28 protein-coding genes and 1 tRNA gene are annotated in these 25451 nt (G+C 45.9%); 21 read left to right on the top strand and 8 right to left on the bottom strand.

The window, feature by feature from the left end; all coding sequences use genetic code 11:
* Nucleotides 1-370, bottom strand: a 370-nt coding sequence (locus CAG69_RS07375; RefSeq protein WP_161443472.1) for a hypothetical protein, incomplete at its 3' end; no start/stop codon positions are given.
* A 77-nt stretch (nt 371-447) separates the two neighbouring features.
* Between CAG69_RS07375 and CAG69_RS07370 the strand changes: the two genes are divergently transcribed.
* From CAG69_RS07370 to CAG69_RS07290, 17 genes are read left to right on the top strand one after another with little or no spacing between them, the layout of a single operon-like run.
* Nucleotides 448-1176, top strand: a complete 729-nt coding sequence (locus tag CAG69_RS07370; protein ID WP_145474318.1) for a beta-ketoacyl synthase chain length factor — start codon at nt 448-450, stop codon at nt 1174-1176.
* Nucleotides 1173-1940: a lysophospholipid acyltransferase family protein gene (locus CAG69_RS07365; RefSeq protein ID WP_161443474.1), complete on the top strand. Its 768-nt coding sequence runs from the start codon at nt 1173-1175 to the stop codon at nt 1938-1940. Before CAG69_RS07370 ends, CAG69_RS07365 begins: the two co-directional genes overlap by 4 nt.
* A 13-nt stretch (nt 1941-1953) precedes the next feature.
* Nucleotides 1954-2214 carry a phosphopantetheine-binding protein gene (locus CAG69_RS07360; protein WP_005382278.1) on the top strand — a complete coding sequence of 87 codons (261 nt, stop codon included), beginning with the start codon at nt 1954-1956 and terminating at the stop codon, nt 2212-2214.
* 15 nt (nt 2215-2229) lie between these two features.
* Nucleotides 2230-2487 (top strand): acyl carrier protein, encoded by a 258-nt coding sequence (locus CAG69_RS07355; RefSeq protein ID WP_005382279.1) that lies wholly within the window; start codon nt 2230-2232, stop codon nt 2485-2487.
* A complete protein-coding gene (locus CAG69_RS07350) occupies nt 2487-3047 on the top strand; it encodes a hypothetical protein (RefSeq protein WP_161443470.1) in 561 nt (186 codons plus the stop codon). Before CAG69_RS07355 ends, CAG69_RS07350 begins: the two co-directional genes overlap by 1 nt.
* Nucleotides 3048-3051: 4 nt before the next feature.
* Nucleotides 3052-4452: an AMP-binding protein gene (locus CAG69_RS07345; protein ID WP_161443468.1), complete on the top strand. Its 1401-nt coding sequence runs from the start codon at nt 3052-3054 to the stop codon at nt 4450-4452.
* Nucleotides 4453-4462: 10 nt separating this feature from the next.
* Nucleotides 4463-4831: an ApeI family dehydratase gene (locus tag CAG69_RS07340; protein WP_021449611.1), complete on the top strand. Its 369-nt coding sequence runs from the start codon at nt 4463-4465 to the stop codon at nt 4829-4831.
* Nucleotides 4824-6530, top strand: coding sequence for an LpxL/LpxP family acyltransferase (locus CAG69_RS07335; RefSeq protein ID WP_161443465.1), 1707 nt, complete (start codon nt 4824-4826; stop codon nt 6528-6530). The genes CAG69_RS07340 and CAG69_RS07335 overlap by 8 nt, the downstream gene beginning before the upstream one ends.
* Entirely contained in the window at nt 6514-8067 is a 1554-nt protein-coding gene (locus tag CAG69_RS07330; RefSeq protein WP_161443463.1) for an HAL/PAL/TAL family ammonia-lyase, read from the top strand. The genes CAG69_RS07335 and CAG69_RS07330 overlap by 17 nt, the downstream gene beginning before the upstream one ends.
* Complete coding sequence (locus tag CAG69_RS07325) at nt 8067-8513, top strand: acyl-CoA thioesterase (protein WP_161443461.1); 447 nt, start codon at nt 8067-8069, stop codon at nt 8511-8513. Before CAG69_RS07330 ends, CAG69_RS07325 begins: the two co-directional genes overlap by 1 nt.
* A complete protein-coding gene (locus CAG69_RS07320; protein WP_005396016.1) occupies nt 8513-9133 on the top strand; it encodes a LolA family protein in 621 nt (206 codons plus the stop codon). Before CAG69_RS07325 ends, CAG69_RS07320 begins: the two co-directional genes overlap by 1 nt.
* Nucleotides 9105-11447 carry an MMPL family transporter gene (locus CAG69_RS07315; protein WP_161443459.1) on the top strand — a complete coding sequence of 781 codons (2343 nt, stop codon included), beginning with the start codon at nt 9105-9107 and terminating at the stop codon, nt 11445-11447. Before CAG69_RS07320 ends, CAG69_RS07315 begins: the two co-directional genes overlap by 29 nt.
* Nucleotides 11444-12055: a DUF3261 domain-containing protein gene (locus CAG69_RS07310; RefSeq protein ID WP_161443457.1), complete on the top strand. Its 612-nt coding sequence runs from the start codon at nt 11444-11446 to the stop codon at nt 12053-12055. Before CAG69_RS07315 ends, CAG69_RS07310 begins: the two co-directional genes overlap by 4 nt.
* Before the next feature lie 20 nt (nt 12056-12075).
* The gene (locus tag CAG69_RS07305) at nt 12076-13263 is read left to right on the top strand and encodes a beta-ketoacyl-[acyl-carrier-protein] synthase family protein (RefSeq protein WP_161443455.1); all 1188 of its coding nucleotides are present in this window, start codon (nt 12076-12078) and stop codon (nt 13261-13263) included.
* Nucleotides 13256-13720 carry a hotdog family protein gene (locus CAG69_RS07300; RefSeq protein WP_161443453.1) on the top strand — a complete coding sequence of 155 codons (465 nt, stop codon included), beginning with the start codon at nt 13256-13258 and terminating at the stop codon, nt 13718-13720. The genes CAG69_RS07305 and CAG69_RS07300 overlap by 8 nt, the downstream gene beginning before the upstream one ends.
* Nucleotides 13717-14442: a 3-oxoacyl-ACP reductase FabG gene (gene fabG / locus CAG69_RS07295; protein ID WP_005388326.1), complete on the top strand. Its 726-nt coding sequence runs from the start codon at nt 13717-13719 to the stop codon at nt 14440-14442. Before CAG69_RS07300 ends, fabG begins: the two co-directional genes overlap by 4 nt.
* Nucleotides 14439-15662 (top strand): beta-ketoacyl-ACP synthase, encoded by a 1224-nt coding sequence (locus tag CAG69_RS07290; protein ID WP_161443451.1) that lies wholly within the window; start codon nt 14439-14441, stop codon nt 15660-15662. The genes fabG and CAG69_RS07290 overlap by 4 nt, the downstream gene beginning before the upstream one ends.
* A gap of 94 nt (nt 15663-15756) precedes the next feature.
* Here the strand turns inward: CAG69_RS07290 and CAG69_RS07285 are convergent, their stop codons facing one another.
* Together CAG69_RS07285 and CAG69_RS07280 are read right to left on the bottom strand one after the other, a co-directional pair.
* Nucleotides 15757-17448 carry a class I SAM-dependent methyltransferase gene (locus CAG69_RS07285; protein WP_005382296.1) on the bottom strand — a complete coding sequence of 564 codons (1692 nt, stop codon included), beginning with the start codon at nt 17446-17448 and terminating at the stop codon, nt 15757-15759.
* A gap of 163 nt (nt 17449-17611) precedes the next feature.
* Nucleotides 17612-17688, bottom strand: a tRNA-Arg gene (locus CAG69_RS07280).
* Between the two features lie 203 nt (nt 17689-17891).
* On the opposite strand from CAG69_RS07280, the gene folD reads away from it, so the two are divergent.
* Nucleotides 17892-18752 (top strand): bifunctional methylenetetrahydrofolate dehydrogenase/methenyltetrahydrofolate cyclohydrolase FolD, encoded by an 861-nt coding sequence (gene folD, locus CAG69_RS07275; protein ID WP_005396027.1) that lies wholly within the window; start codon nt 17892-17894, stop codon nt 18750-18752.
* A gap of 68 nt (nt 18753-18820) precedes the next feature.
* On the opposite strand, the gene CAG69_RS07270 is transcribed toward folD, so the two are convergent.
* The 4 genes from CAG69_RS07270 to CAG69_RS07255 all read right to left on the bottom strand — a co-directional run bounded on the left by CAG69_RS07270 (nt 18821) and on the right by CAG69_RS07255 (nt 22615).
* Complete coding sequence (locus CAG69_RS07270) at nt 18821-20020, bottom strand: NupC/NupG family nucleoside CNT transporter (protein ID WP_031780514.1); 1200 nt, start codon at nt 20018-20020, stop codon at nt 18821-18823.
* Between the two features lie 257 nt (nt 20021-20277).
* Nucleotides 20278-21222, bottom strand: a complete 945-nt coding sequence (locus CAG69_RS07265) for a LysR family transcriptional regulator (protein WP_005396032.1) — start codon at nt 21220-21222, stop codon at nt 20278-20280.
* Nucleotides 21223-21313: 91 nt separating this feature from the next.
* Complete coding sequence (locus CAG69_RS07260) at nt 21314-22285, bottom strand: lytic murein transglycosylase (protein WP_048626139.1); 972 nt, start codon at nt 22283-22285, stop codon at nt 21314-21316.
* Between the two features lie 48 nt (nt 22286-22333).
* Nucleotides 22334-22615, bottom strand: a complete 282-nt coding sequence (locus CAG69_RS07255; protein WP_005382303.1) for a YcgL domain-containing protein — start codon at nt 22613-22615, stop codon at nt 22334-22336.
* Nucleotides 22616-22812: 197 nt separating this feature from the next.
* On the opposite strand from CAG69_RS07255, the gene minC reads away from it, so the two are divergent.
* The 3 genes from minC to minE are packed head-to-tail and all read left to right on the top strand — an operon-like array spanning nt 22813 to nt 24571.
* The gene (gene minC, locus CAG69_RS07250; protein ID WP_005382304.1) at nt 22813-23475 is read left to right on the top strand and encodes a septum site-determining protein MinC; all 663 of its coding nucleotides are present in this window, start codon (nt 22813-22815) and stop codon (nt 23473-23475) included.
* Between the two features lie 17 nt (nt 23476-23492).
* On the top strand, nt 23493-24305 hold the full coding sequence (gene minD / locus CAG69_RS07245) for a septum site-determining protein MinD (RefSeq protein WP_005388331.1): 813 nt from the start codon (nt 23493-23495) through the stop codon (nt 24303-24305).
* A 2-nt stretch (nt 24306-24307) separates the two neighbouring features.
* The gene (gene minE, locus CAG69_RS07240; protein ID WP_005396037.1) at nt 24308-24571 is read left to right on the top strand and encodes a cell division topological specificity factor MinE; all 264 of its coding nucleotides are present in this window, start codon (nt 24308-24310) and stop codon (nt 24569-24571) included.
* Between the two features lie 76 nt (nt 24572-24647).
* Here the strand turns inward: minE and rnd are convergent.
* The coding region (gene rnd / locus CAG69_RS07235) for a ribonuclease D (RefSeq protein ID WP_161443449.1) at nt 24648-25451 on the bottom strand (804 nt) is incomplete at its 5' end.

Raw genomic sequence — 25451 nt, 5'->3', positions numbered from 1 at the left:
CAATAGCTCGTTGAATATCAACATTCAAGTTGTTTATCCAACGATTGTAATTGCGATGGATTTTGCCATCACTGGCTTTTAGATTTACTGAGTTGAGATAAATAATTGAGTAATATTTGTTGTTATATGGAATTTTTACTTCTGCAAAGTGTTTACGAACGTGAATTTTTGCAATAAGAACGCCTGGGCTTACTTCTTCAATCGTCCAACCTCGGTTAGTTGCCGATTGCACAATGGCCATTTTTACTTGTTTATTTTGAAGATCATAAGCAACTGGAGTATCCTCCACATTCATTACAGGTTGTACTCGTCCACAACCGACAAGAAGCAAAGTTAATAATAACGAGACATACAGCTTAAAACGCGACATGATAATTTCCTTTTTTATTATGACTTTGGGTAAAGCCCAATTTGTATCGAGCTGTAAAATAAACAATTTAACCCAATATGCCAAACTCGAAGATCAACATTTCGTTCAATATTGATGCGTGGACAGCGAATTCATTCGGTTTATCCGAATCCAATGAATGGAAACAATGGGCAACAGAGATAACATGGCCAGAAGATGGCAAAATCAATGTTGCAGATATTCCTGCGATGATGCGCAGAAGAATGAGTCCACTTAGCAAACTGGCAGTGCAAACGGCAATCGAATTGCTTAATCAACATCAGGTTGATTACCTTGTATTTTCAAGCCGTCATGGCGAATTGCATCGCAGTGTTGCGTTAGTTAAAGATATTATTAACGGTGAAGAAGCGTCTCCGATGGCTTTTTCTCAGTCAGTGCATAATACCGCCGCAGGGCTTGCCACCATTGCAACCAAACAGCCCATCCCCCTAACTTCGATCGCTGCGGCAGAAAACACATTCCAAAGTGCAATATTAGAAGCATGGCTGTTTTTGTCCGACAATCCTGACAAAAAAGTCCTGCTTGTTGATTTTGATGAGCCTATGCCTGACTCTTATTTAGAATATGAAAACCAACAATACCAAGGGTTTGGACTCGGCTTGATACTTTCTCATGGAGATAGCTTCACGGTGCAAAGCGGCATCAGTGCAAAATGCTCAAACCACCCGTTGCCACAAGGCTTAGCGTTTTTGCAACACTACTTGTCAGATGAAAATCAGTGGACTATTCACGCTCCGCAACAAATTTGGGAATGGCAAAAGCAATGAGTCGCTTAAATCAGTATTGGCGTGTGCTAGCAACCGGCTTTTGTTTTTCAGTATTTGGGTTAGGTGGTTTAGCACTAAGCTTCATTGTTATTCCGACCATTCGTATTTTCGTTTCGGATCAAACCGAACGTGAATATAAAGTTCAAGGTGCGATTCGATATTCATTCAACACCTTTTGTAAATTGATGAAGTTAAGTGGAGCAATCGATTACGAAATTATTGGTGCCGATATTCTTCAACAAGATCGTAATTGTTTAATTGTTGCCAACCATCCTAGTTTAATCGATTACGTTCTCATTGCTTCACAATTAAATCGCTGCGACTGTTTAGTAAAATCGGCAATATGGTCGAATCCTTTTATGAAGCACATCGTAAAAGCAGCCGGATATATTCCCAATGAAGCGCCGGATGATTTATTAGCACTTTGTGATGAACGATTTAACAAAGGCAACGTGTTGCTTATATTTCCTGAAGGGACAAGAACAACACTAGGTGTAGAACCAAAATTACAACGCGGCGCAGCACAAATTGCGGTAAGAACAGAACGAGATTTAAGGGTTGTCCATATTACGGTAACGCCAAGTTTCCTCACAAAAGAGAAAAAATGGTATCAAGTACCGGCAACAAAGCCTTTTTTCAGGGTTGAAGTTAAGGATAAAGTTGAGATTGACCCTTTTATAAAGCAAACTACGTCGCCGACAATAGCGGCGCGACGCTTACAACAGCACCTAGCTGAAAACATTTTTCCAGAAAACTTTTATTAATAAGCAGGTCCCAGTGGAACAGTTACACAACGACATTAAGCAACTTATTATTGATGCTTTAAACCTTGAAGATTTAACCGTAGATGATATTGAAACGGATGCACCACTTTTTGGTGATGGACTTGGCTTAGATTCTATCGATGCACTTGAGCTTGGACTCGCAATTAAAAAACAATACAACATCGTTATTGATGCCGACGACTCAAACACGCGCGAACACTTTGCTTCTGTAGCAAACCTAGCGAAATACGTTTCTTCTCAAACTAATGAATAAGTTGTAGGTATATTCATGACTGATGTAAATAAAGATCAAGTATTTGAACAAGTTAAAGATGCGCTTGTTGAGCTGTTCGAAATTGACGCAGCCGACATTCAGTCAGATGCGCACTTATACCAAGATCTCGATCTTGATAGCATTGACGCCGTTGATTTGGTCGTACACCTACAGAATGTCACTGGCAAAAAAATCAAGCCAGCAGAGTTTAGTGCTGTAAGAACCGTTGACGATGTGGTTAACGCCGTCACTGAGTTATTGAAGGAAAGTTAATGCGCCAATTGCTGACTGGTCTGTCTGCAATTGTATTGTTTGCCTACCCCTTCGCCGTCTATTTCGGTATAGATAAATTTGGCTTGAACTTAGTCGGGGGCTTGTTAATTGCTGCGTTACTTTTGCGTGTTTTCATCGCAAATAAGACCCCACTAAAAGAGTTTAAATTCTTGGCGCTCGCTACGGGCGCTGTTGGCATTGTTCTAATTACACTTGGCATGGTGTTTAAACAACACGGGTGGCTTCAATTTTACCCTGTGGTTGTCAATGTATGTATGCTGTGTGTCTTTGGACTGAGCTTAAAACAGCCGCAATCAATCATTGAAAGGCTTGCTCGCTTGCAAGAGCCCGACCTTCCAGCTAGTGGCGTGGCTTACACTCGCAAAGTGACGATGGTTTGGTGCGTTTTTTTTACGCTCAATGCTGCCGTTGCGCTCTATACCTGTTTCCTACCAGTAAAAATATGGACGCTTTATAACGGCCTCATCAGCTACTTACTTGCTGGTGGCTTGTTCGCTGGAGAATGGATCGTGCGTCAATTTGTTCGAAAGGAACACTAATCGTATGAATACAACGTATTCGAGCTTTACCTCCCTAGCGACCTTGTTCATCGCAGAGAGGTCTGAGCAATCCCCTGTCTCTTACGATCGCGACACAGTTATCACTTGGGGTGATTTCCAGAAGCACGTCGCAACGCTTGCTCAGCAGTTAGAAAGCCAGCCAACGCAAAACATTGCGTTGTGTTTTGGCAACAGCTACCTATTTGCCGTTGGCTTTTTTGCTTGTTGTCACGCAGGAAAATCCATTGTATTGCCTGGTAACTATCAACCAGAAGCACTCAAAGAACTCAGCGAGCACTACGATTTATTGTTGCATGATGCCGATGTCTCTGTTCCAGAACAGGTGAGTTCACTCCTAGTAAAAGCTCAATCATTGGTAGACATCACCTTGATTCACGAGCAACAGGTAGACCACCCTTATGTTTGGCGTGAATTGAATCTGGCAAAAATACCAGTGACGCTATTCACTTCTGGTTCAAGCGGCAAACCAAAAGCCATTGCAAAAACGCTGAAACAGCTCGATATCGAAGTGTCTATTCTAGACAACCTATGGGGCGACACGGTTGCCAACACACGCGTTGAAAGCACCGTCTCTCATCAACACATTTACGGCTTGCTGTTCCGCGTATTGTGGCCTTTGTGCTCTGCACGTCCATTTTCAGCACACAACCTTGAGTTCCCAGAGCAAATTGTCCATCACGCCGATGCTGACACCACGCTAGTAAGCAGCCCTGCGTTACTAAAACGACTCAGTGAAGAGCATAATCCGGTTGCAATTCGGTGCGTATTCTCTTCTGGAGGCCCCTTGCCAAACCAAGCCGCGCAACACAGCCAGCTGTTGTTTGGGTCGCTTCCTATTGAAGTTTTTGGCAGCACAGAAACCGGCGGCATCGCTTACCGTCAGCAGCACGTAGCCAGCACTCCTTGGACGTTATTCCCAGGTGTTGAAGCAAAGCTTAACCATGAAAATTGTTTAAAGCTCCGCTCGCCACACATTGATGAAAACACTTGGTACCAGACTGCGGATGAATGCTATTTCCATGATAGTATTTCTTTTGAATTGCGTGGACGCACTGACCGAATCGTCAAAGTCGAAGAAAAGCGTATTTCCCTTGTCGAAGTGGAAAAACGTTTAGAGCAACTGCCGTGGGTTCAAGAAAGCGTGGTGATCCCAATGGAAGAATCTGGCCGCCTCACGTTAGTCTCGATCATCGTACTTAACGATAAAGGCGGTGATGTGCTTAATGAACTCGGTAAAGGCAAGTTTTGGCTTGAGCTTCGCAAGGCACTGCGCAATTGGCTAGAACCGATAGCTATCCCGCGAAAATTCCGAGTGGTCGACGAAATTCCATTGAACAGCCAAGGCAAACGCCAAGTTGCTGAAATTGAAAAACTATTCCAATAAAGCTAGTAACATGGATAAAAGAAAACCAACTATTCAGAATATTGAAGTGAGTGACCACACTGCGGAGCTTTCGCTGCGTGTGGATGCTGACATCTTAGATTTCCAAGGTCATTTCAGTCACTTTCCTCTTTTACCCGGCGTCACTCAAATTGACTGGGCGTTGTTCTACGCCGTTCAATATTTGAACACTCCCAAGGTATTTAAAGGAATGGAAGTCATCAAATTTCAAGAGCCGATTCTGCCAAACGCCGACGTTTGTCTCTCACTCTCTTGGGACAATGAGCGCGAGAAATTGACCTTTAAGTACACATCGAAAAACGGTGAAACCTTGGTGACTCACTCTTCAGGCAAAATGAAACTGGGTGAGTCACGTGAGTGATTACCGTCCCTGCTTTTTAATTCCTTGCTACAACCACGGCAGCACAATTGCAGACGTGGTTGCTTCGTTATCCGCTTTCGATTTGCCAGTGCTGGTCGTGGACGACGGCAGCAATGAAGACACCAAACAAGCGCTTTCAGCATTGAGTGAGCAAGGGCTGATAAAACTGATTAGTCTGAGTGAAAACCAAGGCAAAGGTGGCGCGGTGATGGCTGGCCTACATCAAGCTCACCAACTTGGTTTTACGCACACCATTCAAATCGACGCAGACGGTCAACACGACCTAGAAGCATTGCCGAAGTTGCTCAGCGCCAGCAAAACAAAACCAGATAACCTGATTTCGGGCCAACCGATATACGACGAGAGCGTACCTAAAGCCCGTCTGTATGGTCGCTATGCTACGCACGTTTGGGTGTGGATAGAAACCTTGTCACTATCTATCAAAGACAGTATGTGCGGTTTTCGCGCCTACCCAGTGGCGAAAACGGTCGCCGTGTTGAACAAGTACAACATCGGCAAACGCATGGATTTTGATATCGAAATTCTGGTGCGAATGTACTGGGAAGGCGTCGATATTGATTTTGTTCCAACGCGCGTGATCTACCCTGAAGGTGGCATTTCCCACTTCGACGCATTGTGGGATAACGTCAAGATAAGCTGGATGCACACTCGCCTATTTTTTGGCATGTTGCCGCGCATTCCTTCACTACTCGCCAGAAAGCGCCGTCACACAAATGACAGAAATGCCCACTGGTCGAAACGAAAAGAACAAGGCACGATTTTAGGCATCAAAACCTTGCTCGCGGTTTACCGCTTGTTCGGTAGAAAAGCGTTCGACCTGATTTTAAAGTTAGTCATGCGCTACTACCACTTCACGGGTAAATCTGCCCGCGAAGCGTCTGAGATTTACCTGCAAAACTTGCAGCACTACGCAGCGCAGCAGAACATCGCACTGCCAAAACAGTTGGACAGCTATCATCATCTGCTTTCCTTTGGGCGTACCATGCTCGACAAACTGGCAGCATGGCAAGGTGACTTTAACGTCGATAACCTAACCATTCACGGCCAGCATCATTTCGAAGAGATGGCGCAGAAAAAACAAGGCGTGCTCATTTTAGGCTCGCACCTTGGCAATATCGAACTCTGCCGCGCGCTTGGTCGTCGACACTCTCATGTCAAAATCAATGCCTTGGTATTTACCCAACACGCTGAACAATTTAATGCGGTAATGAAGGCGGTAAACCCAAATTCGGAACTGAATTTGATTCAAGTCAGCTCAATGGGACCAGACACCGCGATTCTACTTCAACAAAAAATCGAGCAAGGCGAATGGGTGGTGATCGTTGGTGATCGCACGTCTACCAGCAAAGAAAATCGTGTCGTTTGGGCAGATTTTCTTGGTAAACCCGCACCATTCCCGCAAGGCCCATTCATGCTAGCCTCGGTATTAAAAGCGCCGGTTTACCTACTCTTCGGCCTACGCGACGACGAAGCAAACACTCCGCATTTTAATGTGTACTTTGAACACTTTAGTGACCAAATCACGCTACCACGCAAGGAGCGTCAGCAGTCACTAGAACGCATTGTTCAACAGTACGCACAAAGATTAGAACACCACACACTGCAAGCGCCGTTACAGTGGTATAACTTTTTTAACTTCTGGACTTTAAGTAATCAGCCACATGACAAACAACAATAATCACAACATCACTTTTGGTGCCCAATCTTTAACCATCGAAGATGTCGTTGCCATTGCTCAAGGTGCAAAGGCAAACATGAACACCTCGCCAGAATTTACCGCGAAGATCGATCGTGGCGTGGCGTTTCTGGAACGATTACTGAAAGAAGAAGGCGTTATTTACGGCGTGACCACGGGTTACGGCGATTCATGTACTGTGGCAATTCCACCCGCTCTTGTGGATGAACTTCCGTTGCACCTTACGCGCTTCCATGGCTGTGGCTTAGGTCAAATCCTTTCTCATGAGCAAGCTCGCGCGGTGCTGGCAACCCGTTTATGTTCATTGTCGCAAGGCGTATCTGGCGTGTCTCACGATCTGTTGAACCAAATCGTTACGCTTATCAATCACGATATTGCGCCGCGTATTCCACAAGAAGGCTCGGTGGGCGCAAGCGGCGATTTAACGCCTCTGTCTTACCTAGCGGCGACCTTAATTGGCGAGCGTGAAGTGCTTTACAAAGGCGATGTGCGACCAACACAAGAAGTGTTTGCAGAGCTGGACATTGAGCCAATTCGCCTAAAACCAAAAGAAGGTTTGGCGTTAATGAACGGTACATCCGTGATGACTGCCCTCGCCTGTCTTGCCTACAAACGCGCAGAATACCTAGCGCAGCTTTGCACCAAGATTACCGCGATGGTTTCTGTGGGTATGCAAGGTAATGACTTCCACTTTGATGAAGCGTTGTTTGCGGTAAAACCTCACCCTGGTCAACAGCAAGTTGCGGCTTGGCTGCGTGATGATCTCAATGCTGAACGTCCGCCACGCAATAGTGACCGACTGCAAGATCGCTACTCGCTGCGTTGTGCACCACACGTGATTGGCATGGTGCAAGACTCACTGCCTTGGCTACGTCAATTGATTGAGAATGAACTAAATAGTGCCAACGACAATCCAATCATCGATGGCGACAACGAGCGCGTTCTGCACGGCGGTCACTTCTACGGTGGTCATATCGCAATGGCAATGGATACGTTGAAAGTGAACATTGCGAACTTAGCTGATTTGCTGGACCGTCAGATGGCGCAACTGATGGATTACAAGTTCAATAACGGCCTGCCGTTTAACTTAACCGGTGCAGAAGGCGAGCGAAAACCGATCAACCACGGCTTTAAAGCGGTTCAGATTGGTATCTCAGCTTGGACGGCAGAAGCGTTGAAAAACACCATGCCAGCGAGCGTTTTTTCTCGCTCAACCGAATGTCACAACCAAGACAAAGTGAGCATGGGCACCATTGCCGCTCGTGATTGCTTGCGCGTACTTGAGTTAACAGAGCAAGTTGCTGCGGCTTCACTGCTGGCAAGCGTTCAAGCGGTTGAGATTCGTCGCCGTCATAACGAATTGGACGAACACCACATGAGTCAGAGTTTGCGAGTCATTCGTGACGCCGTACTGAGCGAGTTTGAGTTTGTGATTGAAGATCGCCCGTTAGAACAAGATTTGCGTCATTTCATTGAACGCATTCAGCAACGTCATTGGCTACTCTACGCGGAGGTATAATGCAAGAGCAGGTTCTCTACTCATTAGAAGCGGAGGTGACTATGGTCACCTCATTCCAAGATGCTGACCCGATGGGCGTGATTTATCACGGCAATTTCTTTCGATATTTTGAAGAAGCACGTCGTGTGCTGATGGAGAAGCTCCAATACAGCTATCGCGATATGCAAGACTCTGGGTATATGTGGCCGATCATCGACACGCGCGTTAAATACGTCAAGGCGATTCCGTTTAATCACACCATTCGTATTACCGCGCAACTCACGGAGTGGGAAAACCGCTTGCGTGTGGATTACGTGATTTACGACGCCGAAACGAATCAACGTATGTGCAAAGCGCATACAACGCAAGTCGCCGTATCCATTGAAAAGCAAGAGATGTGCTTTGTTTCTCCAGCAGTCTTTTTAGATAAAGTAGAGCGATGGCACAACCATGGGAGCCTGAACTAATGCAAAAGTGGTTACTCTCTTTTTTGCTAATATTTTCTGTTTCAGCACTGGCAACACCGACAGTAAATGTAACGGATTTGGCATCGCTTCAACAGCAGTTGTCTCAGCATGAAATCGTACGCGGAGATTTTACGCAGCAGCGTCATCTGGAAATGTTTAGTCAACCTTTAACCTCTAAAGGTCAGTTCACACTGAGCAAAACACATGGCTTGTTGTGGCAACAAGCAGAACCTTTCGCAGTCAATTTGGTATTGACGGAAAACAAACTTCGTCAGACTTTTGCCGACCAAGCACCGAAAACGATCTCTGCAGAAGAAAACCCAATGGCGTTCTACTTTAGCCATGTGTTTTTATCCGTGTTCCACGGGGATACTTCTGCACTGCAAGAACAATTCACACTCAATTTTTCAGTTGAGAACAATCAATGGCAGCTCGTTTTAGTGCCAAAACAGTCGCCATTAAATGCAGTGTTTAAAGCCATCACCCTTTCAGGTAAAACGCACATTGATCGCCTAACCCTACAAGAGCTGCGTGGCGATAAAACCGAAATTACGTTTACGAACCAGACCTCTCTACCTCAGGAACTCACGGATGCCGAAGACGCTCAATTCCGTTTCTAAACTCAGTCTCGGCACTCACACCTTTGCTCTGGTTTGGCTCAATCTCGTTGTTTTAGCGGGCGCGTTGCTACTCAAACAATGGGTTTGGAGTGCAGAATCTCCGATTGAGACCAACATTTTAAAACTGCTGCCGAAGAACCAACAAAACCCGGTGGCTGAGCAAGCCTTTGAGTCGGTCTCGGCAAGTATGAGCGACAAAGTCATTTTCGTGATCACAGCGCCGGACAAAAATGCCCTTTTTGCAGCGGCCGCTGAATTTGATAAGGGGTTGCGTCAGAGTAATCATTTTCGCGATGTGGTGGGGAAAATCTCACCTCAAGAACAGCAAGCTTGGGCAAGTTACTACTTTAAGCACCGCTTCCAATTGCTGACACCTGAACAACGAGAGCGTTTAAGCCAAAATCCAGAACAGCAAGTGCAGCATGTGATTCAGTCTCTGTATAACCCGTTTTCTGGGGTGACCGGGCAAGAGTTACAAAATGACCCTTTCTTGCTATTTCGTGATTATTTAAGCCAAGTTACCCAGCAATCGTCCTCTTTCCGATTGGATAACGGCTATCTGTCCGTCGAAAAAGACGGTGCTCAATACTTGCTTATTACTGCTGAGCTAAAAGACTCGCCTTATAGCCTAACTGGGCAGCTTGCAGTCCCTGATATTCAATCGCTAGAACAAAGCGTCGCGCAGAAATATGGTGCTGAAGTCTCACATACTGGCGTTCTATTTTACGCCGACTTTGGTACGCAAAGTGCCAAATCGGAGATCAGTACCATCGGTGTGTTCTCTCTGCTCGGTATCATTGCATTGTTCGTGTTGGTCTTTCGTAGTGTGATGCCACTGTCTCTCGCACTGCTTTCCATCACCATTGGTTTGCTCGTTGCGTTGTCCGTTACGACGTGGATTTTTGGAAAAGTCCATCTGTTCAGCTTAGTGTTTGGCGCAAGTTTAATCGGCGTGTCTATCGACTACGCATTCCACTACCTAACCGAACGTCTTGCGGCGGGAAATGAATGGGATAGCGAGCAAGGGTTAAAGCATATTTTCATAGCTATCACACTTGGCTTAATCACCAGTTTGATCGGCTATTTGGGCATGTTAGTGGCACCGTTTCCTGGTTTGCAGCAGCTTGCGCTGTTTTCATCCATTGGTCTGATTGCCGCTTACATCACAGTGGTAGCTTGGTATCCGATACTGGCTCGTAACCCATCGCGCACCATTTCGAATTTACCGGGACAATCACTGTTGGCGAAATGGTTAACGCTTTGGAATCAACCTCGAATTAAAGTCGGATTACCGATGTTATGTGTGGTTGCGAGTGGTTTTTTCTTGCTGCAATTGAACTACGATGACGACATTCGTCTGCTGCAAACGATGCCGAACGATCTCAAGCAGCAAGAAACCTTGATTACGACGCTCAGTGGCATGCAATCTTCGCAGCAAATGTTGGTCGTTACCGCCGACGATGACGAAAACCTAATGAAAAAGCTGGAGTCTTTGACGCCAACTTTAGAAGCGTGGAAAGCGGACAGCACCATCGAAAGCTACCAGAGTCTGAGTCGCTACTTGAGCTCGGTGGAGCGTCAGCAACAAGACTATCAATTGATTCGCGATCTTTACGCGACACAATCCAGCCCACTAGCTTCCGGACTGAGCTTAAGTAAAAAGCCTAAAATGGACGCCGACTTTATCCCTGTCACGGTTGATCAGTACTTGCAAAACCCAGTATCAGCGCCTGTGCGTTTTCTCCATTTGGGTAAGATCAAAGGAAAATCGGCAACGGTAGTGGTGTTAAACCAATTGCAAGACTCCGCCGTTGTTAAGTCATTTGCCAAATCGCAGCCTGACGTTGCCTACCTAAATAAAGCAGAAGAAATATCCACCCTATTTGGTGAATACCGAATCAAAATCATGGAGCTATTGGTAGCCGCCAGTGCTGTGATCTTTCTGGTATTAATCAAGCGGTACGGTCTGCAACACAGTTGGCGAGTTTTACTGCCATCATTGATTGCTTGCGCCTGCGGTCTGGCAACGGCTGTCGCGATGGGAACGACATTAAACCTGTTCAACTTGCTTGGCTTGGTGCTCATTCTTGGTATAGGGATCGATTACACTCTGTTCTTTGCCGAGAAAGCGCGCAGTGTGAGCACACTATTGGCGATCACCCTTTCGGCAATAACCACTGTGCTGTCATTTGGGTTGCTGTCACTCAGCCAAACTCACGCGATTCACAGTTTCGGCATTACGGTGTTAAGTGGTATTTTTGTCGCTTGGTTGCTCTCTCCGATTGCAATTAAAACAGAGGAAACGACGTCATGATTTTCAATCACGCCTTTCGCTACGCGACGTTCATCACACTGAGCCTGTTTTTAAGTGCATGCAGCTTGGTCCCTCACCAATCGACGCCTCAGGTCGACATTGACGAGCACACCCAAGTTAGCTTGCCCACTCCCGCAAGCTTGGGCTACCAGTTGTCTGCCAGTCAGTTAATTACGGCTTCTTGGGCAATAGATGGTAAAACCACATCTGAGCAACTTCCGGTACAACTGCAAGTAACCAACAACGAAGTGGTGCTAGCAGGCTTCTCATCCTGGGGGACAAGAGTACTATCATTGTCTTACGATGGAGAACAAATCCAAACCGAAGTACTCAACGGTTTACAAGGTTCGCTACCGCAGCCAGAACAGGTATTATTTAACCTGATGATCACGCTCTGGCCGAGTTCCGCTTGGGAAGGATCGTTAAATGAGGTAAGGTGGCGAATTATTGATAAAAATAATTCTCGCGCCATCTTTGATAGCGACGGTGAAAAGATCATTGAGATTCAATACAGTTCTTCTAACAAATTAGAGGGTAAGATTGATTTTCACCACCTCAAGCATCAGTTTTCAATTTCTATTCAGACACTGCAACATCAGATTAATTAAGAACAATTTAGAATAACAATATGCCTAATCGCTCTCCTCAACCTTTGTATATTCAGGCCTGTGGTTTCCACTCCGCAATGGGACAAGATGACACCATCATCCACCAGTGTTTATCAGGAGCGAAACCATCCAACATGGTGGTTGACCAAGACATTTTGAATTCAGGCCGACAAACAGTAATCGGTCGAATTGCACAGCCGTTACCGCAATTACCACCCGCTTTCAGCCGGTTTGATACAAGAAACAACCGCCTCGCACTTTCGGCTTTGCAGCAAATCGAAAGCGACGTGCATAACGCCATTGCTGAATATGGCCGTGACCGTATCGCGATCGTGATCGGCACCAGCACATCTGGCATTTCAGATGGCGAAATCGCGTTTGGAGAAAAGCAGGCAAACGGCGAGTTTCCTGCCGACTACCATTACACCAAACAAGAGCTTGGCAACTGCAGCGATTTTATTGCCGCCTACTTTGATTTGAGCGGCCCACATTACTCAGTTTCAACCGCCTGTTCTTCTAGTGGTCGTGTCTTTTTAACCGCGCAACGCCTGATTCGCTCTGGCATTGTTGATGCGGTCATTGTAGGTGGTGTGGATACCATTTGTCGCCTAACGCTAAACGGCTTTAACGGTTTAGAAGCTCTATCCGATACCCTTTGTAAGCCGTTTGACCAGCATCGCAACGGCATCAATATCGGCGAAGCCGCAGCATTAATGTTGCTAAGCAAAACACCTGCGCCCGTTGCTCTTCTCGGAGCTGGCGATAGCTCAGACGCGCACCACATTTCCGCACCACATCCAGAAGGGTTAGGCGCAGAAGAAGCGATGAAAAAAGCGTTGGCCAATGCAGGACTTACAGCGCAAGACATTGGTTACATCAACGCGCATGGCACAGCAACGCCGTTAAACGATGCGATGGAAAGCAAAGCCATTCATCGCTGCTTTGGAGACTCCGTTCCCCTAAGCTCGACAAAGCCACTTACCGGACACACATTAGGCGCAGCAAGTGCAACGGAAGCCGCTATCGCTTGGCATATTCTCAAGTACAACCTTGATTTGCCAATACAACACTGCGAAACCAAAGCAGACGATATCCATATATCGTTAGTTGAGACGCCAACCAAACTGGGTAACAAAGCGATTCTCAGCAACTCTTTTGCTTTTGGTGGCAATAATATTAGTCTTATTTTTGGTTACGCTCATGACTAAACTTCCTCCCATCGAACAACTTTTGCCACACGACAAACCAATGATCTTGGTCGATCGTGCTTTAGATGTTCAACAAGATACGATTCACTGCCAGGTTGATATCGCAGAACACAACCCGTTCTTCTACTCGGCCTCTCAAACTGTGCCAGCTTACGTTGGCATTGAGTTTATGGCGCAATCTGTCGCGGCGTGGTCTGGTTACCACGCATTAATGAAAGAACAAGCGCCACCGATTGGCTTTTTACTTGGTAGCCGTCGATACACGTCTGAATGCGATACGTTTTCTCGCGGACAGGTGCTCGATGTGTATGCTGAAAAAGTTATGGAAGATAACGGTATGGCGGTTTTTTCAGCCCGTATTGAGCTACAAGGAACTGTTGTAGCGACTTGCCAATTGAACGTTTACGTTCCATCAGAAGAAAAATTACAAGAAATGAAAATCAGGAGTCAACAATGACCCGACAAGTCCTCGTTACAGGTGCCAGCAAAGGCATCGGTAAAGCCATTGCCGTTCAATTAGCCAAAGATGGTTTCCAAGTCATTGTCCATTACATGGGCGATCAACAAGGCGCGCAAGACACCCTAAACACCATCGAACAGCATGGTGGTAGCGGTCGTCTTATCCAATTCGACATCAGTGACCGTGCAGATTGTCGTGAGAAGCTAGAAGCCGATATCGCCGAACACGGCGCTTACTATGGCGTCGTAAACAACGCTGGCATCACAAAAGATACCGCTTTCCCTGCGATGACCGAAGAAGAATGGGATGGCGTGATTCATACCAACCTAGATAGCTTTTACAATGTTCTTCACCCTTGTGTTATGCCAATGGTGCAAAAACGCAAAGGCGGCCGAATTGTTACGCTTGCATCAGTCTCTGGCCTAATGGGTAACCGCGGTCAAACTAACTACAGCGCAGCGAAAGCGGGCGTAATTGGTGCAACAAAATCACTCGCACTTGAACTGGCAAAACGCAAAATCACCGTCAACTGTGTTGCTCCGGGGCTTATCGACACAGGCATGGTAGACGAACACGTAAAAGAACACGCGATGCCGCAAATTCCTTTGCGCCGCATGGGAGAGCCAGAAGAAGTCGCTGGTTTAGTCAGTTACCTTATGTCTGACATCGCAGGCTATGTAACTCGCCAAGTCATTTCGGTAAACGGAGGCCTAGTATGAGCCGTCGAGTTGTTGTAACCGGAATGTCGGGTGTGACTGCGTTTGGTAACGAATGGCAGTCTGTCGAACCGAAACTGCGTGACTGCCTGAACGCGACGCAATACATGCCTTCTTACGAACAGTATGATGGTTTGAATACCAAGCTCGCGGCACCCATTTTAGATTTTGAACTGCCAAAGCACTACAAGCGCAAACAAGTACGCGGCATGGGGCGTGTTTCCAAATTAGCGACCGTCGCAACAGAAAACGCACTAAGCCAAGCAGGTTTGATTGGTAACGACGTGCTAACCAACGGTCAAACGGGTATCGCATACGGCTCATCAACAGGCAGTACCGACGCAATCGGCGCATTTGGTGTCATGCTGAATGAGAAAACCACTAAAGCGATCACCGCAACGACTTACGTGCAGATGATGCCGCACACTACGGCAGTGAACGTTGGTCTATTTTTCGGTTTGAAAGGCCGAGTGATCCCGACCAGCAGTGCATGTACCTCTGGCAGCCAAGCAATCGGCTATGCCTACGAAGCGATCAAGCACGGCTACCAGACAGTAATGGTTGCTGGTGGCGCTGAAGAATTGTGCCCAACGGAATCCGCTGTCTTCGATACCCTTTTTGCCACCAGTCTGAAGAATGAAGACCCGAAAAGCACACCAAGACCTTATGACTCCGATCGCGATGGTTTGGTGATTGGTGAAGGTGCGGGAACGCTGGTTCTGGAAGAGTACGAACACGCCGTCGCTCGTGGCGCGAAAATCTATGCAGAAATCATCGGTTTTGCCAGCAACTGTGATGCCGCACACGTCACTCAACCACAGATGGAGACCATGCAAATCTGTATGGAAATGGCTTTGCAAAACGCGGGCATTCCTGCTGAGAAGATCGACTATGTATCTGCTCACGGCACTGCCACCGACCGCTGTGATATTGCAGAAAGCAACGCAACAGCGAATGCTCTAGGCAAAGTGCCAATCAGTTCACTCAAGAGCTACTTTGGCCACACACTAGGCGCGTGTGGCGCAATTGAAGCGTGGCTAGGTTTAGAAATGATGCACACGGGTTGGTTCAACCCAACGCTCAACCTAGAAAACCTCGACGAGCAATGTGGCGATTTAGACTACATTGCCGGACAAGGCCGAGAGCTGGACGTGAAATATTTGATGAGTAACAACTTCGCCTTTGGCGGCATCAACACCTCCATCATCTTTAAAAAGATGTAATGCCCTTAGTAAATGCAAAAGCGCTGGTTAACCAGCGCTTTTTTGTTGGTTGCCTATCAGGTTCATATATCACGCTGTAACGGCAAACAAGACATTACCATTCCGCGATACAAAGGCGACTTTTAACACCACGAATTTGTAATCCCATCGCTTCAAAGACATGCTCAAAATCTTGACAAGATGCAGGCACATTAGGTAGCGACAATGAAGCCTCGGTAAAAAACGTCCGACTCAAATTATCCGTCTCTCCCCAAGCTAACTGCCACCAATCCAAAATTCGCGGCTTGGATGCGTTTAATCGATAGCTAGCAGGAATACGATCACGCTTGTTTAGGTTTTCAACCTTAGATGTTGGTAGTAAGTTCCACTTATCATTGTTGGGCCAATAAGCAAATGGCAAACAGTGATCAACGTGATACTCATTTCGTAATTTGCTTCCACTCCATACACTGACAATGTCGCAATGGCTGAGCTTCAACTGTTCAATTCTCTTTCGCACGACTCGCGTATCATGGTCTTTATCAATCCAGACCAAACAATCATGATACGTTTGCAGTGGAATACCCCGCTCTTGATTAGACCGAAATCGTTGCATTTCCATAATCCATTGGTTGACCACCAGCGGCTCAATCCAAGAGTTATACAATCGAAAACAATCCCAAAGGCTTTCATCCAACACAAACAGCCCATAACCTTCGAGGAACTCGCTATCCACAACAATTGAACGTTTTGGCTTCTTAGCTGAACGAATCATTTCAAAGTAAGGGTTTGATTTATCACCTTGATAGGTAAAAGTGACGGGACCATCTTTTATGGTTTTTAAGCTGTCTTTTATCGCTTTATCAAGCGCCACTGCATCTTCACCAAAAAATGTCGTGCCTATAGCAAGATCATCAGGACTTAAATGGGAAAGTCTGCCCCAGCCATCGGGCTTTATAAAACCTAGCCCTTTAGACGAGTTCGAGCTTTGCTGGATGTTCTCTTTATCGATTAAACGCTTAAATTGACGAATCCAATATAAGCCAACTAATCCTAATGGGATTGCAACTTTACCTTCGCTGCGATCAACCACTGCACCAGAATGAGCGTCTGCAATACGTAGTAAAGTACGTAGTAGTGCGAGCTTATAGGTAGCCGATTTGGAATCATTGACGATAATGTGGCGAACCTTATTCAGATCACCGGAACCATCATCAGGCAAAGACATCACTACAGTTTGCCAAGATACACCCGTTCGCTTTAACTGATCGTCATCGAGAGATACGTTTCTCACCATTAAAGCGCTATTCTTTGCAAACTTTTCGAGCTCTTCAACCGATACGGGATAAGCTTTACGACCGTCAGAAAAGTCACCGTGACGAAGGCTAATCACCAATCGACCATTAGGCGCTAACAAATTTGCAAGTTTGCGAAATGCACGTTCACGGTGCGTAGGCGCAAGATGCATCCATACCGCACTGACAAGAATTAAATCGAAGCGAAAGCCAAGATTAATGGTTTTCTCAAGCTTAGGTAATGCATCTTCAAGCCAAGTAACGGAATCGCCACAGTAAGACTTACCAAGCCTTAGAAGTGCTTGAGCAGGCTCAATCGCAACAACTTCACACCCATGCTCAGCCATCCATTTCGCGTCTCGACCAGAGCCCGCGCCAACATCTAACACACGATCTCCAGCCTGGGGCCAGAAGACTCTCCAACTCGCGTGGACATCCTCAAACTGGATCGATGTGTATTGCTTCGCGAAAGAGTCGGCGTGTCGGTCATAAAAGTTAGAAGTGGCAGGCATAAAGGTTAACGAAAGGTAATTAATATGCGTCCATATTAATTGCTAGAAATTGCAATGGCTAGAATGCCATTCAAAAGTTGTAGATAGAGTGGCAATTACAGCCAAAAACCTAAAAACGACAAAGCCCCGACAACTCAAAGAGTTATCGAGGCTTTTGAATAAATGGCACGCCCTATTGGATTCGAACCAATGACCACATCCTTAGAAGGGACGTGCTCTATCCAGCTGAGCTAAGGGCGCGCTACAGGGACAGGATTATACGAGTTCAAACGGGTAAATCAACGGGTTTTCATAACATTCTGATCTGAATGCCTAAAAAAAGTCCATTAAAACGCTTAATGTTCAAAAACACCACAAAGCAAACGTTTGCGTATGGATGTTAATAAGAAATTCTGCGACAATGCGCCGCAGATAATCTGCCTTCTTAATTTATAAGGAAAGTCATGACTGCTCAAAATATAGACGGAACTCTCATTTCCCAAACTGTTCGATCCGAAGTGGCTGCACGTGTTAAAGCACGTGTTGAAGCTGGGCTACGTGCTCCTGGTTTAGCAGTGGTTCTAGTTGGTGAAGATCCTGCTTCTCAGGTTTATGTCGGTAGCAAACGCCGCGCATGTGAAGAAGTTGGGTTTGTTTCTAAGTCTTTTGACCTTCCTGCGTCTAGCTCAGAAGAAGAGTTACTAGCGCTGATTGATGAATTAAACAACGATGATGAAATTGACGGCATTCTAGTGCAATTACCCCTTCCTGCGGGCATAGACACAACACATGTTTTAGAGCGCATTCACCCAGAGAAGGACGTGGATGGCTTCCATCCTTACAACGTTGGTCGTCTTGCGCAGCGTATTCCAAAGCTTCGCTCTTGCACGCCAAAGGGCATAATTACCCTACTCGACCGTTACAACATTGAGCTACGTGGTAAACATGCGGTTGTGGTTGGTGCATCAAACATTGTTGGTCGTCCAATGACACTTGAGCTGCTGCTTGCGGGCTGCACAACAACAACATGTCACCGTTTTACCAAAGACCTAGAGAGTCATGTGCGTCAAGCTGACGTTGTCGTGGTTGCGGTTGGTAAGCCAAACTTCATCCCTGGAGAGTGGATTAAGAAAGGTGCAGTGGTTATCGATGTCGGCATTAACCGTCTTGATTCAGGCAAGCTAGTTGGCGACGTGGAATACGATAAAGCACGTGAAAGTGCGAGCTTTATTACTCCTGTCCCTGGTGGTGTTGGCCCAATGACCGTTGCAAGTTTAATCGAGAACACGATGCTCGCTTGCGAACAGTTCCACACAGACAAATAACGTAAAACTTCAGATACGAAAAAGGCTCCGCAAGGAGCCTTTTTGCTAATTGTTGATATCTATTTCAATTACAGACTTAAAATCACGCCCGCAATAGAAGCGCTCATTAAGTTCGCCATCACACCAGCGATAATCGCACGGAAACCATGCTTAGAAACAAATGCGCGCTTTTCAGGTACCAATGAGCCCAACCCACCAATCAGCATCGCCATGCTTGAGATGTTTGCAAAACCACACAAAGCAAACGTCACGATTGCTTGTGAGTGTTCACTGAGTTGAGACTTCACTTCAGCAAGCTGGATGAAGGCAACGAACTCATTCACCACAATCTTGTTACCAATCAGCGAGCCTGCTGTGGTTGCTTCTTGCCATGGTACACCTAATAACCAAGCGACAGGTGCGAATACATACCCTAGGATCAACTCGAAGCTTAGTGGCGTCCCAACAAGGTCACCAATCCAACCTAGCATGCCGTTTAACATTGCAATGACACTGATGAACGCCAATAGCGTACCACCTACCGATACAGCAATGCGTACACCCGCCATGGCACCATCGGCTAATGCTTCTACTACGTTGGTTGCACGTGGAATTTCAACTTGGCTAATGTCGATATCTGCTGCTTTATCCGTATCTTCTGGCATTAAAATTTTTGCCATCAGCAAGCCCGCAGGTGCCGACATAAATGCAGCAGCGATCAGGTAGTTAAGGTCAACGCCCAGTGACGCGTAACCGACCAACGTTCCACCAGCAACAGAAGCTAAACCACCTGTCATCACCGCAAAGAACTGCGAGTCGGTCATGTGCTTTAGGTATGGCTTTACCATCAATGGCGCTTCAATGGTGCCAACAAAAATATTCGCCGTTGCAGACAAAGACTCCGCACGACCGATACCCAGCAGCTTTTGAATACCGCCACCGATAAAGTTGATGATTTTTGGCATCACACCAATGTGATAAAGACCTGAGATAAGAGAGGAAAAGAAAACGATGATACCCAGAACATTGATCGCAAAGGTGAAGCCCCCTGTCGCCAAATTACCGAATAAAAACGCAATGCCCTCTTGACCATAGTTGATCAAATTCGACACTACGCTGCTCACTGAATTCAGCGCATCTCGTCCTGCTGGTACATATAAAACCAACAACGCAAACAGTACCTGCAAAGCAAACGCAAACGACACTGTTCTCAGCTTTATATTTTTTCTATTTGTAGAAAGTAGCCATGCTACGAATAGTATGGCTACGATACCAATAATTGAGTTCATAAAATGAATCCGACAGAAGGGGGATATGGAAGGCACTGGATTGTATAGCGGACTCAAAATGCTGCAAGTTGAGGATGTTAACAGTGTGAAAAGTTTAAGCGCCCAATAATTGACCTTAATTATAAGGCATTGAATTATATAAATATAAACGTTTGCTTATTTTTATTGTTTCTATATGGAAAAGATGTTTATAGTTCTGGAAAAATTTTTGTGAAGTGAATCACCTTATGTGCCGTTCAATAACGTCATTGATCCTGTTACTTAGGAATAGATATGTAAGGCGCTAGACGTTGATCCCAATGACACGGGTTACCGATCTTCTGTTTGATGAAGTTAATCACTGCGGATATTTTTTTGGGCATATGTTGGCGGCTTGGATACACCGCATAAAACGGCATCGACTGGCTTGCTTTCCAGTCCGGTAACAACTGTATTAACTTACCCGTTCTAAACTCATCACCCAGTAAGTAAGTGGCAAGGTAGGCAATGCCCCAACCTGCAATAGCGGCATCCCGAACGGCTTCTGCCAGATCCACTGAATAGTTGCCCGAAACTTTTACGTTCAACTCCTGCTGATCTTTAGTAAACGCCCACCCCGTATAGTCACGCTCCCAGCTTCTGTATATGAGACAGTTGTGAGAAGACAAGTCATCCGGCTCTGTTGGCGTATCATGCTTCAATAAGTAATCTGGTGATGCCGCTACAACAAACTGGCAATCCGTCAAACGCTGCGCAATGTAGCCTTCAGGCAAATGCTCGTTGTTAGTCACCCATAAATCGAGCCCTTCGGCTAACATATCGACCTTATAGTCAAACAAATGCACCTCCACTTGAAGTTGAGGATACAGTTCGCGCAACTCTTGAATTGCAGGGATAATGTGTAAGGTACCAAATGATTGCGACAATCCAAGACGTACCAAACCTGCCACTTCATCCCGCTGGGTTTCCATCTCTAATGTGGCGCTGCTCACCGCTTGTACTACTTGCTCACAGTGATGAAAAAAGGTTTTCCCTGCCTCAGTCGGCGTAAAGCTTCGCGTAGTGCGTTGAACAAGCTTGATACCAAGAGACGCTTCCAGCTGGCTCAACTGCTTACTCACATGAGACACCGACACGCCTAAGCTCTTTGCAGCAGCCGTGAAACTTTTATGTTTAAGAAGAGCGGAGAAGATCACCATTTGTGCAGCACGTTCAGATAACACGCTTTACCTCGATTTGATTATAGGAAAAACAAAGGACTCCGAAGAGCCCTCATATTGAATACTGGATGCCAAGTGATTATTTGATAACAGCTCAGTATTTAATTCGGTCAGCCAAGTGACTCACGGCGAGTGCGAAGTAGTAAGAGCGGTTCCACTTCATCAGTACGTTGTAGTTATTGTAAACCAGATACGTACGACCATTTTCGTCGTCCGGCATGATCAACCATGCTTTGATGTCTTCATCCAGTTTTGGCAACGGACTACCGTCGTATTTTGTGATGCCAAGTTTGCTCCACTCCTGAAGGTATTTACCTTTTTCAGCTGTGCGCCCTTCTAAGCTGCGATCAATGCCTTTAGGAACTTTCACTTGGCGACCCCAAGTGTATTTGTCATCCCAGCCGGACTTGCTCAAATAGTTAGCGGTTGATGCAAATACGTCGGCTTCAGATTGCCAAATGTCTTTTTTACCATCCCCGTTGCCGTCAGCGGCAAAACGTAGGAAAGAGCTTGGCATAAATTGACACTGTCCCATCGCACCAGCCCAAGAACCTTTAAAATTATCTAGCTCGATATGGCCTTGATCGAGGATCTGCAATGCCGACATGGTCTCTTTACGGAAAAACTCTTCACGACGACCTTCAAATGCCATTGTCGACAACGCGTCAATCACTTTGAAGTTACCCGTAAATTTACCAAAGTTACTTTCTACACCCCACAGCGCCACGATAAAGCGAGGCTGCACACCGTACTCATCGCCTATACGCTTTAGCTCGGTGTAATGCTCTTTATAGAGTTGTCTTGCTTGCTTCACCTTCCATTCAGGCACCGCGCGAGGAATGTATTCATCCAACGTCAGTTTCTTCTCTGGCTGGTTTCGGTCCGCTTTTACTGCTCGAGGCTTGTACTCAACATTCGCAAAAGCAGCACTAATGACCTGCTCTGAGATACCTTTATCACGCGCTTCAGCACGCAGCTTATTCAAGTATTCATCGAAACCCTCGCTACTTGCAAAAGCCGAGGTACACACACCAACGCTAAGCATGGTAGCCAGTATTTTTTTCATATTGCCCTCCTTGAGCAAGGCAGAAATCCCAGATGAAAAACGATGACGTTATTCGCCTTTCTGCTGGGCTTTTTGTTCTTTGTACTTTTCTAGTAGGTTCTCCGGCGGAGGCGGAACCTGCAAAAAGAAGCCATCATTTTGCAATGAAGCCTTCACTTTTTCGATATCAACTTGTGCCAATTTACGGCCATCAAGTTTAATCGTCATAACAGCGATAGGCTTACCGAACATCTGCATTAAGGTGTCAGGAACCTGTGAAAAATCATCCTTTTTCGGAATATAGAGATAAGTACCTTCTTTTTTCGAGCTTTTATAAATAGAACAAAGCATGACACGCCTTTTATGCTGATTTAGCCGCGTTGAGTGCGGATTAGGTTGAAAACGTCAAATTCTCGCAAACTTAATAGCAAATTTGAGATTAATTCACCTATTTGCCCACGAGAGAACTTGCTGCGTCAAAGGATGAAATATAACATGACAGACCTAGTTTAAGGCAACGCTCTTTCAATAAAGGCAAGAAGTCCACGATGACCCATTCACCAGACCTTAAAGGTAGCAGTTTTACATTGTCAGTTTTACACCTTTCTGACAATGAGATCGCAAAGACTGTCGAATTTTTGCAAGAAAAAGTTTCTCAAGCACCTTCTTTTTTTGCATCCGCGCCTTTGGTAATCAATATAGCAAAAGTACAAGGCGACATTGATTTCCCTAAGCTTAAACAAGGCATCTCAGATGCTGGTTTTATTCCGGTCGGTGTAACGGGCTGTAAAGACAAGCGTGTACAAAATCTTGCTTCCGAAGCTGGCTTCGCCATTATGTCGGCGAGCAAATCACCAAGCCAAGCACCTGCCAAAATGGCACCAACGAAAGTAGTTCGCACGCCTGTTCGTTCAGGACAACAGATCTACGCGAAAGATGGTGATTTGGTGGTGTTAGCGCACGTAAGTGCTGGTGCTGAAGTCATCGCTGACGGCTCTATTCATATCCATGGCACACTTCGAGGCCGTGCGATTGCAGGCGCAAGTGGTCAGCAGGAAGCGCGTATTATTTGCCACGATTTACAAGCAGAACTGGTATCCATTGCGGGTGACTACTGGTTAAGCGATCAAATTGAAAGCGAGTACTGGCAAAAGAAAGTAATGATCAGTAAAGCCGATGAATCATTACATTTAGAAGTTCTCGCGATTTAATCTAAAAAGGAAAAAAAATGGCACGCATTATTGTAGTAACGTCTGGTAAAGGTGGCGTTGGTAAAACCACTTCAAGCGCAGCCATCGCCTCTGGTCTAGCTCTGAAGGGAAAAAAGACCGCGGTGATCGATTTTGATATCGGTTTGCGTAACCTCGACCTAATCATGGGCTGTGAGCGCCGTGTCGTGTATGACTTTGTAAACGTAATTAACGGCGAAGCGACATTAAACCAAGCGCTGATCAAAGATAAGCGCACGGACAACCTATTCATTCTTCCTGCTTCTCAAACTCGTGATAAAGACGCACTGACAAAAGATGGTGTTCAGCGCGTATTCGGCGAACTTGATGAAATGGGCTTTGATTTCATTATTTGTGATTCACCAGCAGGTATCGAACAAGGCGCATTGATGGCCTTGTACTACGCCGATGAAGCCATTGTCACAACGAATCCAGAAGTCTCTTCTGTACGTGACTCTGACCGCATTCTCGGTATTTTAGATTCCAAGTCACTGCGTGCAGAACAAGGGCTAGAGCCAGTAAAACAGCACCTGCTACTGACTCGCTACAACCCATCTCGCGTCACTCAAGGCGAAATGCTAAGCGTTGAGGACGTAGAGGAGATCTTACATATTCCACTACTGGGCGTGATTCCAGAAAGCCAAGCCGTGCTTAACGCGTCAAACAAAGGTGTGCCAGTCACTTTTGACGATAACACCGATGCGGGTATGGCTTATTCTGACACCGTTGATCGCTTATTAGGCAATCAGGTTGAATTTCGTTTCCTTACTGAGGAGAAGAAAGGACTCTTTAAACGACTCTTTGGAGGCTAGACATGTCATTATTAGAATTTTTCCGCCCACAGAAGAAAACTTCTGCGAATCTAGCTAAAGAGCGTTTGCAAATCATTGTTGCTGAGCGCCGCAGCCAAAATGATCCTGCGCCTTCTTACTTGCCTCAATTGAAAGAAGACATCCTGAAAGTGATCAGTAAGTACGTGGCAATTGATCCAAATATGGTTGACTTAACATTTGAGCACAAAGACGACGATATCTCAGTTCTTGAGCTCAATGTGAAGCTACCAGACGACGAGAAGTAATCAGTTTCTCTCGCGAGACGAATACTCTAATTAGAACGAAAAAGGTTGGCATCGAGGCCAACCTTTTAATCATTCATTATTTTAACGCTTTATTCATCTTATCGCCCAGCAGGTCCAAACGCCAGCCCTGCATCAAGTCAGGCAACACTTCTGGATCGCGATCTTTTTTCCACACCCAACTGATCAGCTGATTAATCTGCTTTTTAGAAGCAAGGAACTCCGTTGCTAAGCCAGACTTCTGCGACGCCGATTTCACTATGTCTTTCATATTTTTGAAGACTTGTTTGTAACCTGGATAATCCATTAAGCGTTCAATTTTCGCCGGATACTCTTCAGAAGGTGTTTGCTTCGCTTGTTTAACAATCGCGGCAATCTTCGCGCCATGGCGGTTAATCGCTCGGATATCAATATCTTCCGCTTCCATCTTCTTAAAGTTAGTTAAGCCAAGACGAGCGACTGTTAACAGGTCACCTTCTTTGAAGATAAAATTCAGCGCTAAATCTCGTTTGATTGCTTCACGGTAACGCCACGTCGCTAGAGGCTTTAAAATCGCCAGTTCAGAAGGTTTTAACTGCCAAGCACCTTTAATATCAAGGTAGGCATTCTCCTCATTAGTGACGCGAATGCGTTTTGAAACCAACAAATCACTTTCTTGTTGTACGGCTTCCCACCAACCTGCTTGCGTCACCTTATCGAGCAGCTTTTCGTATAACGGTAACAAGTAATGAACATCTGCGGCAGCATAATCTAATTGCTTTTGTGTCAGTGGACGAGCCATCCAGTCAGTACGTGATTCACTTTTGTCTAGCTCAACACCTAAATATTCTTCCACCAGCGTTGCAAAGCCTGTTGATAGACCGTGGCCAAGAAAGGCCGCCAT

The organism is Vibrio sp. V43_P6S15P86, from assembly GCF_009904725.1.
In the GTDB taxonomy this organism is placed as follows: Bacteria; Pseudomonadota; Gammaproteobacteria; order Enterobacterales; family Vibrionaceae; genus Vibrio; species Vibrio diabolicus.
Note: the sequence above shows the minus strand (reverse complement) of the source record. Positions and strands in the feature narration are given on the sequence as shown.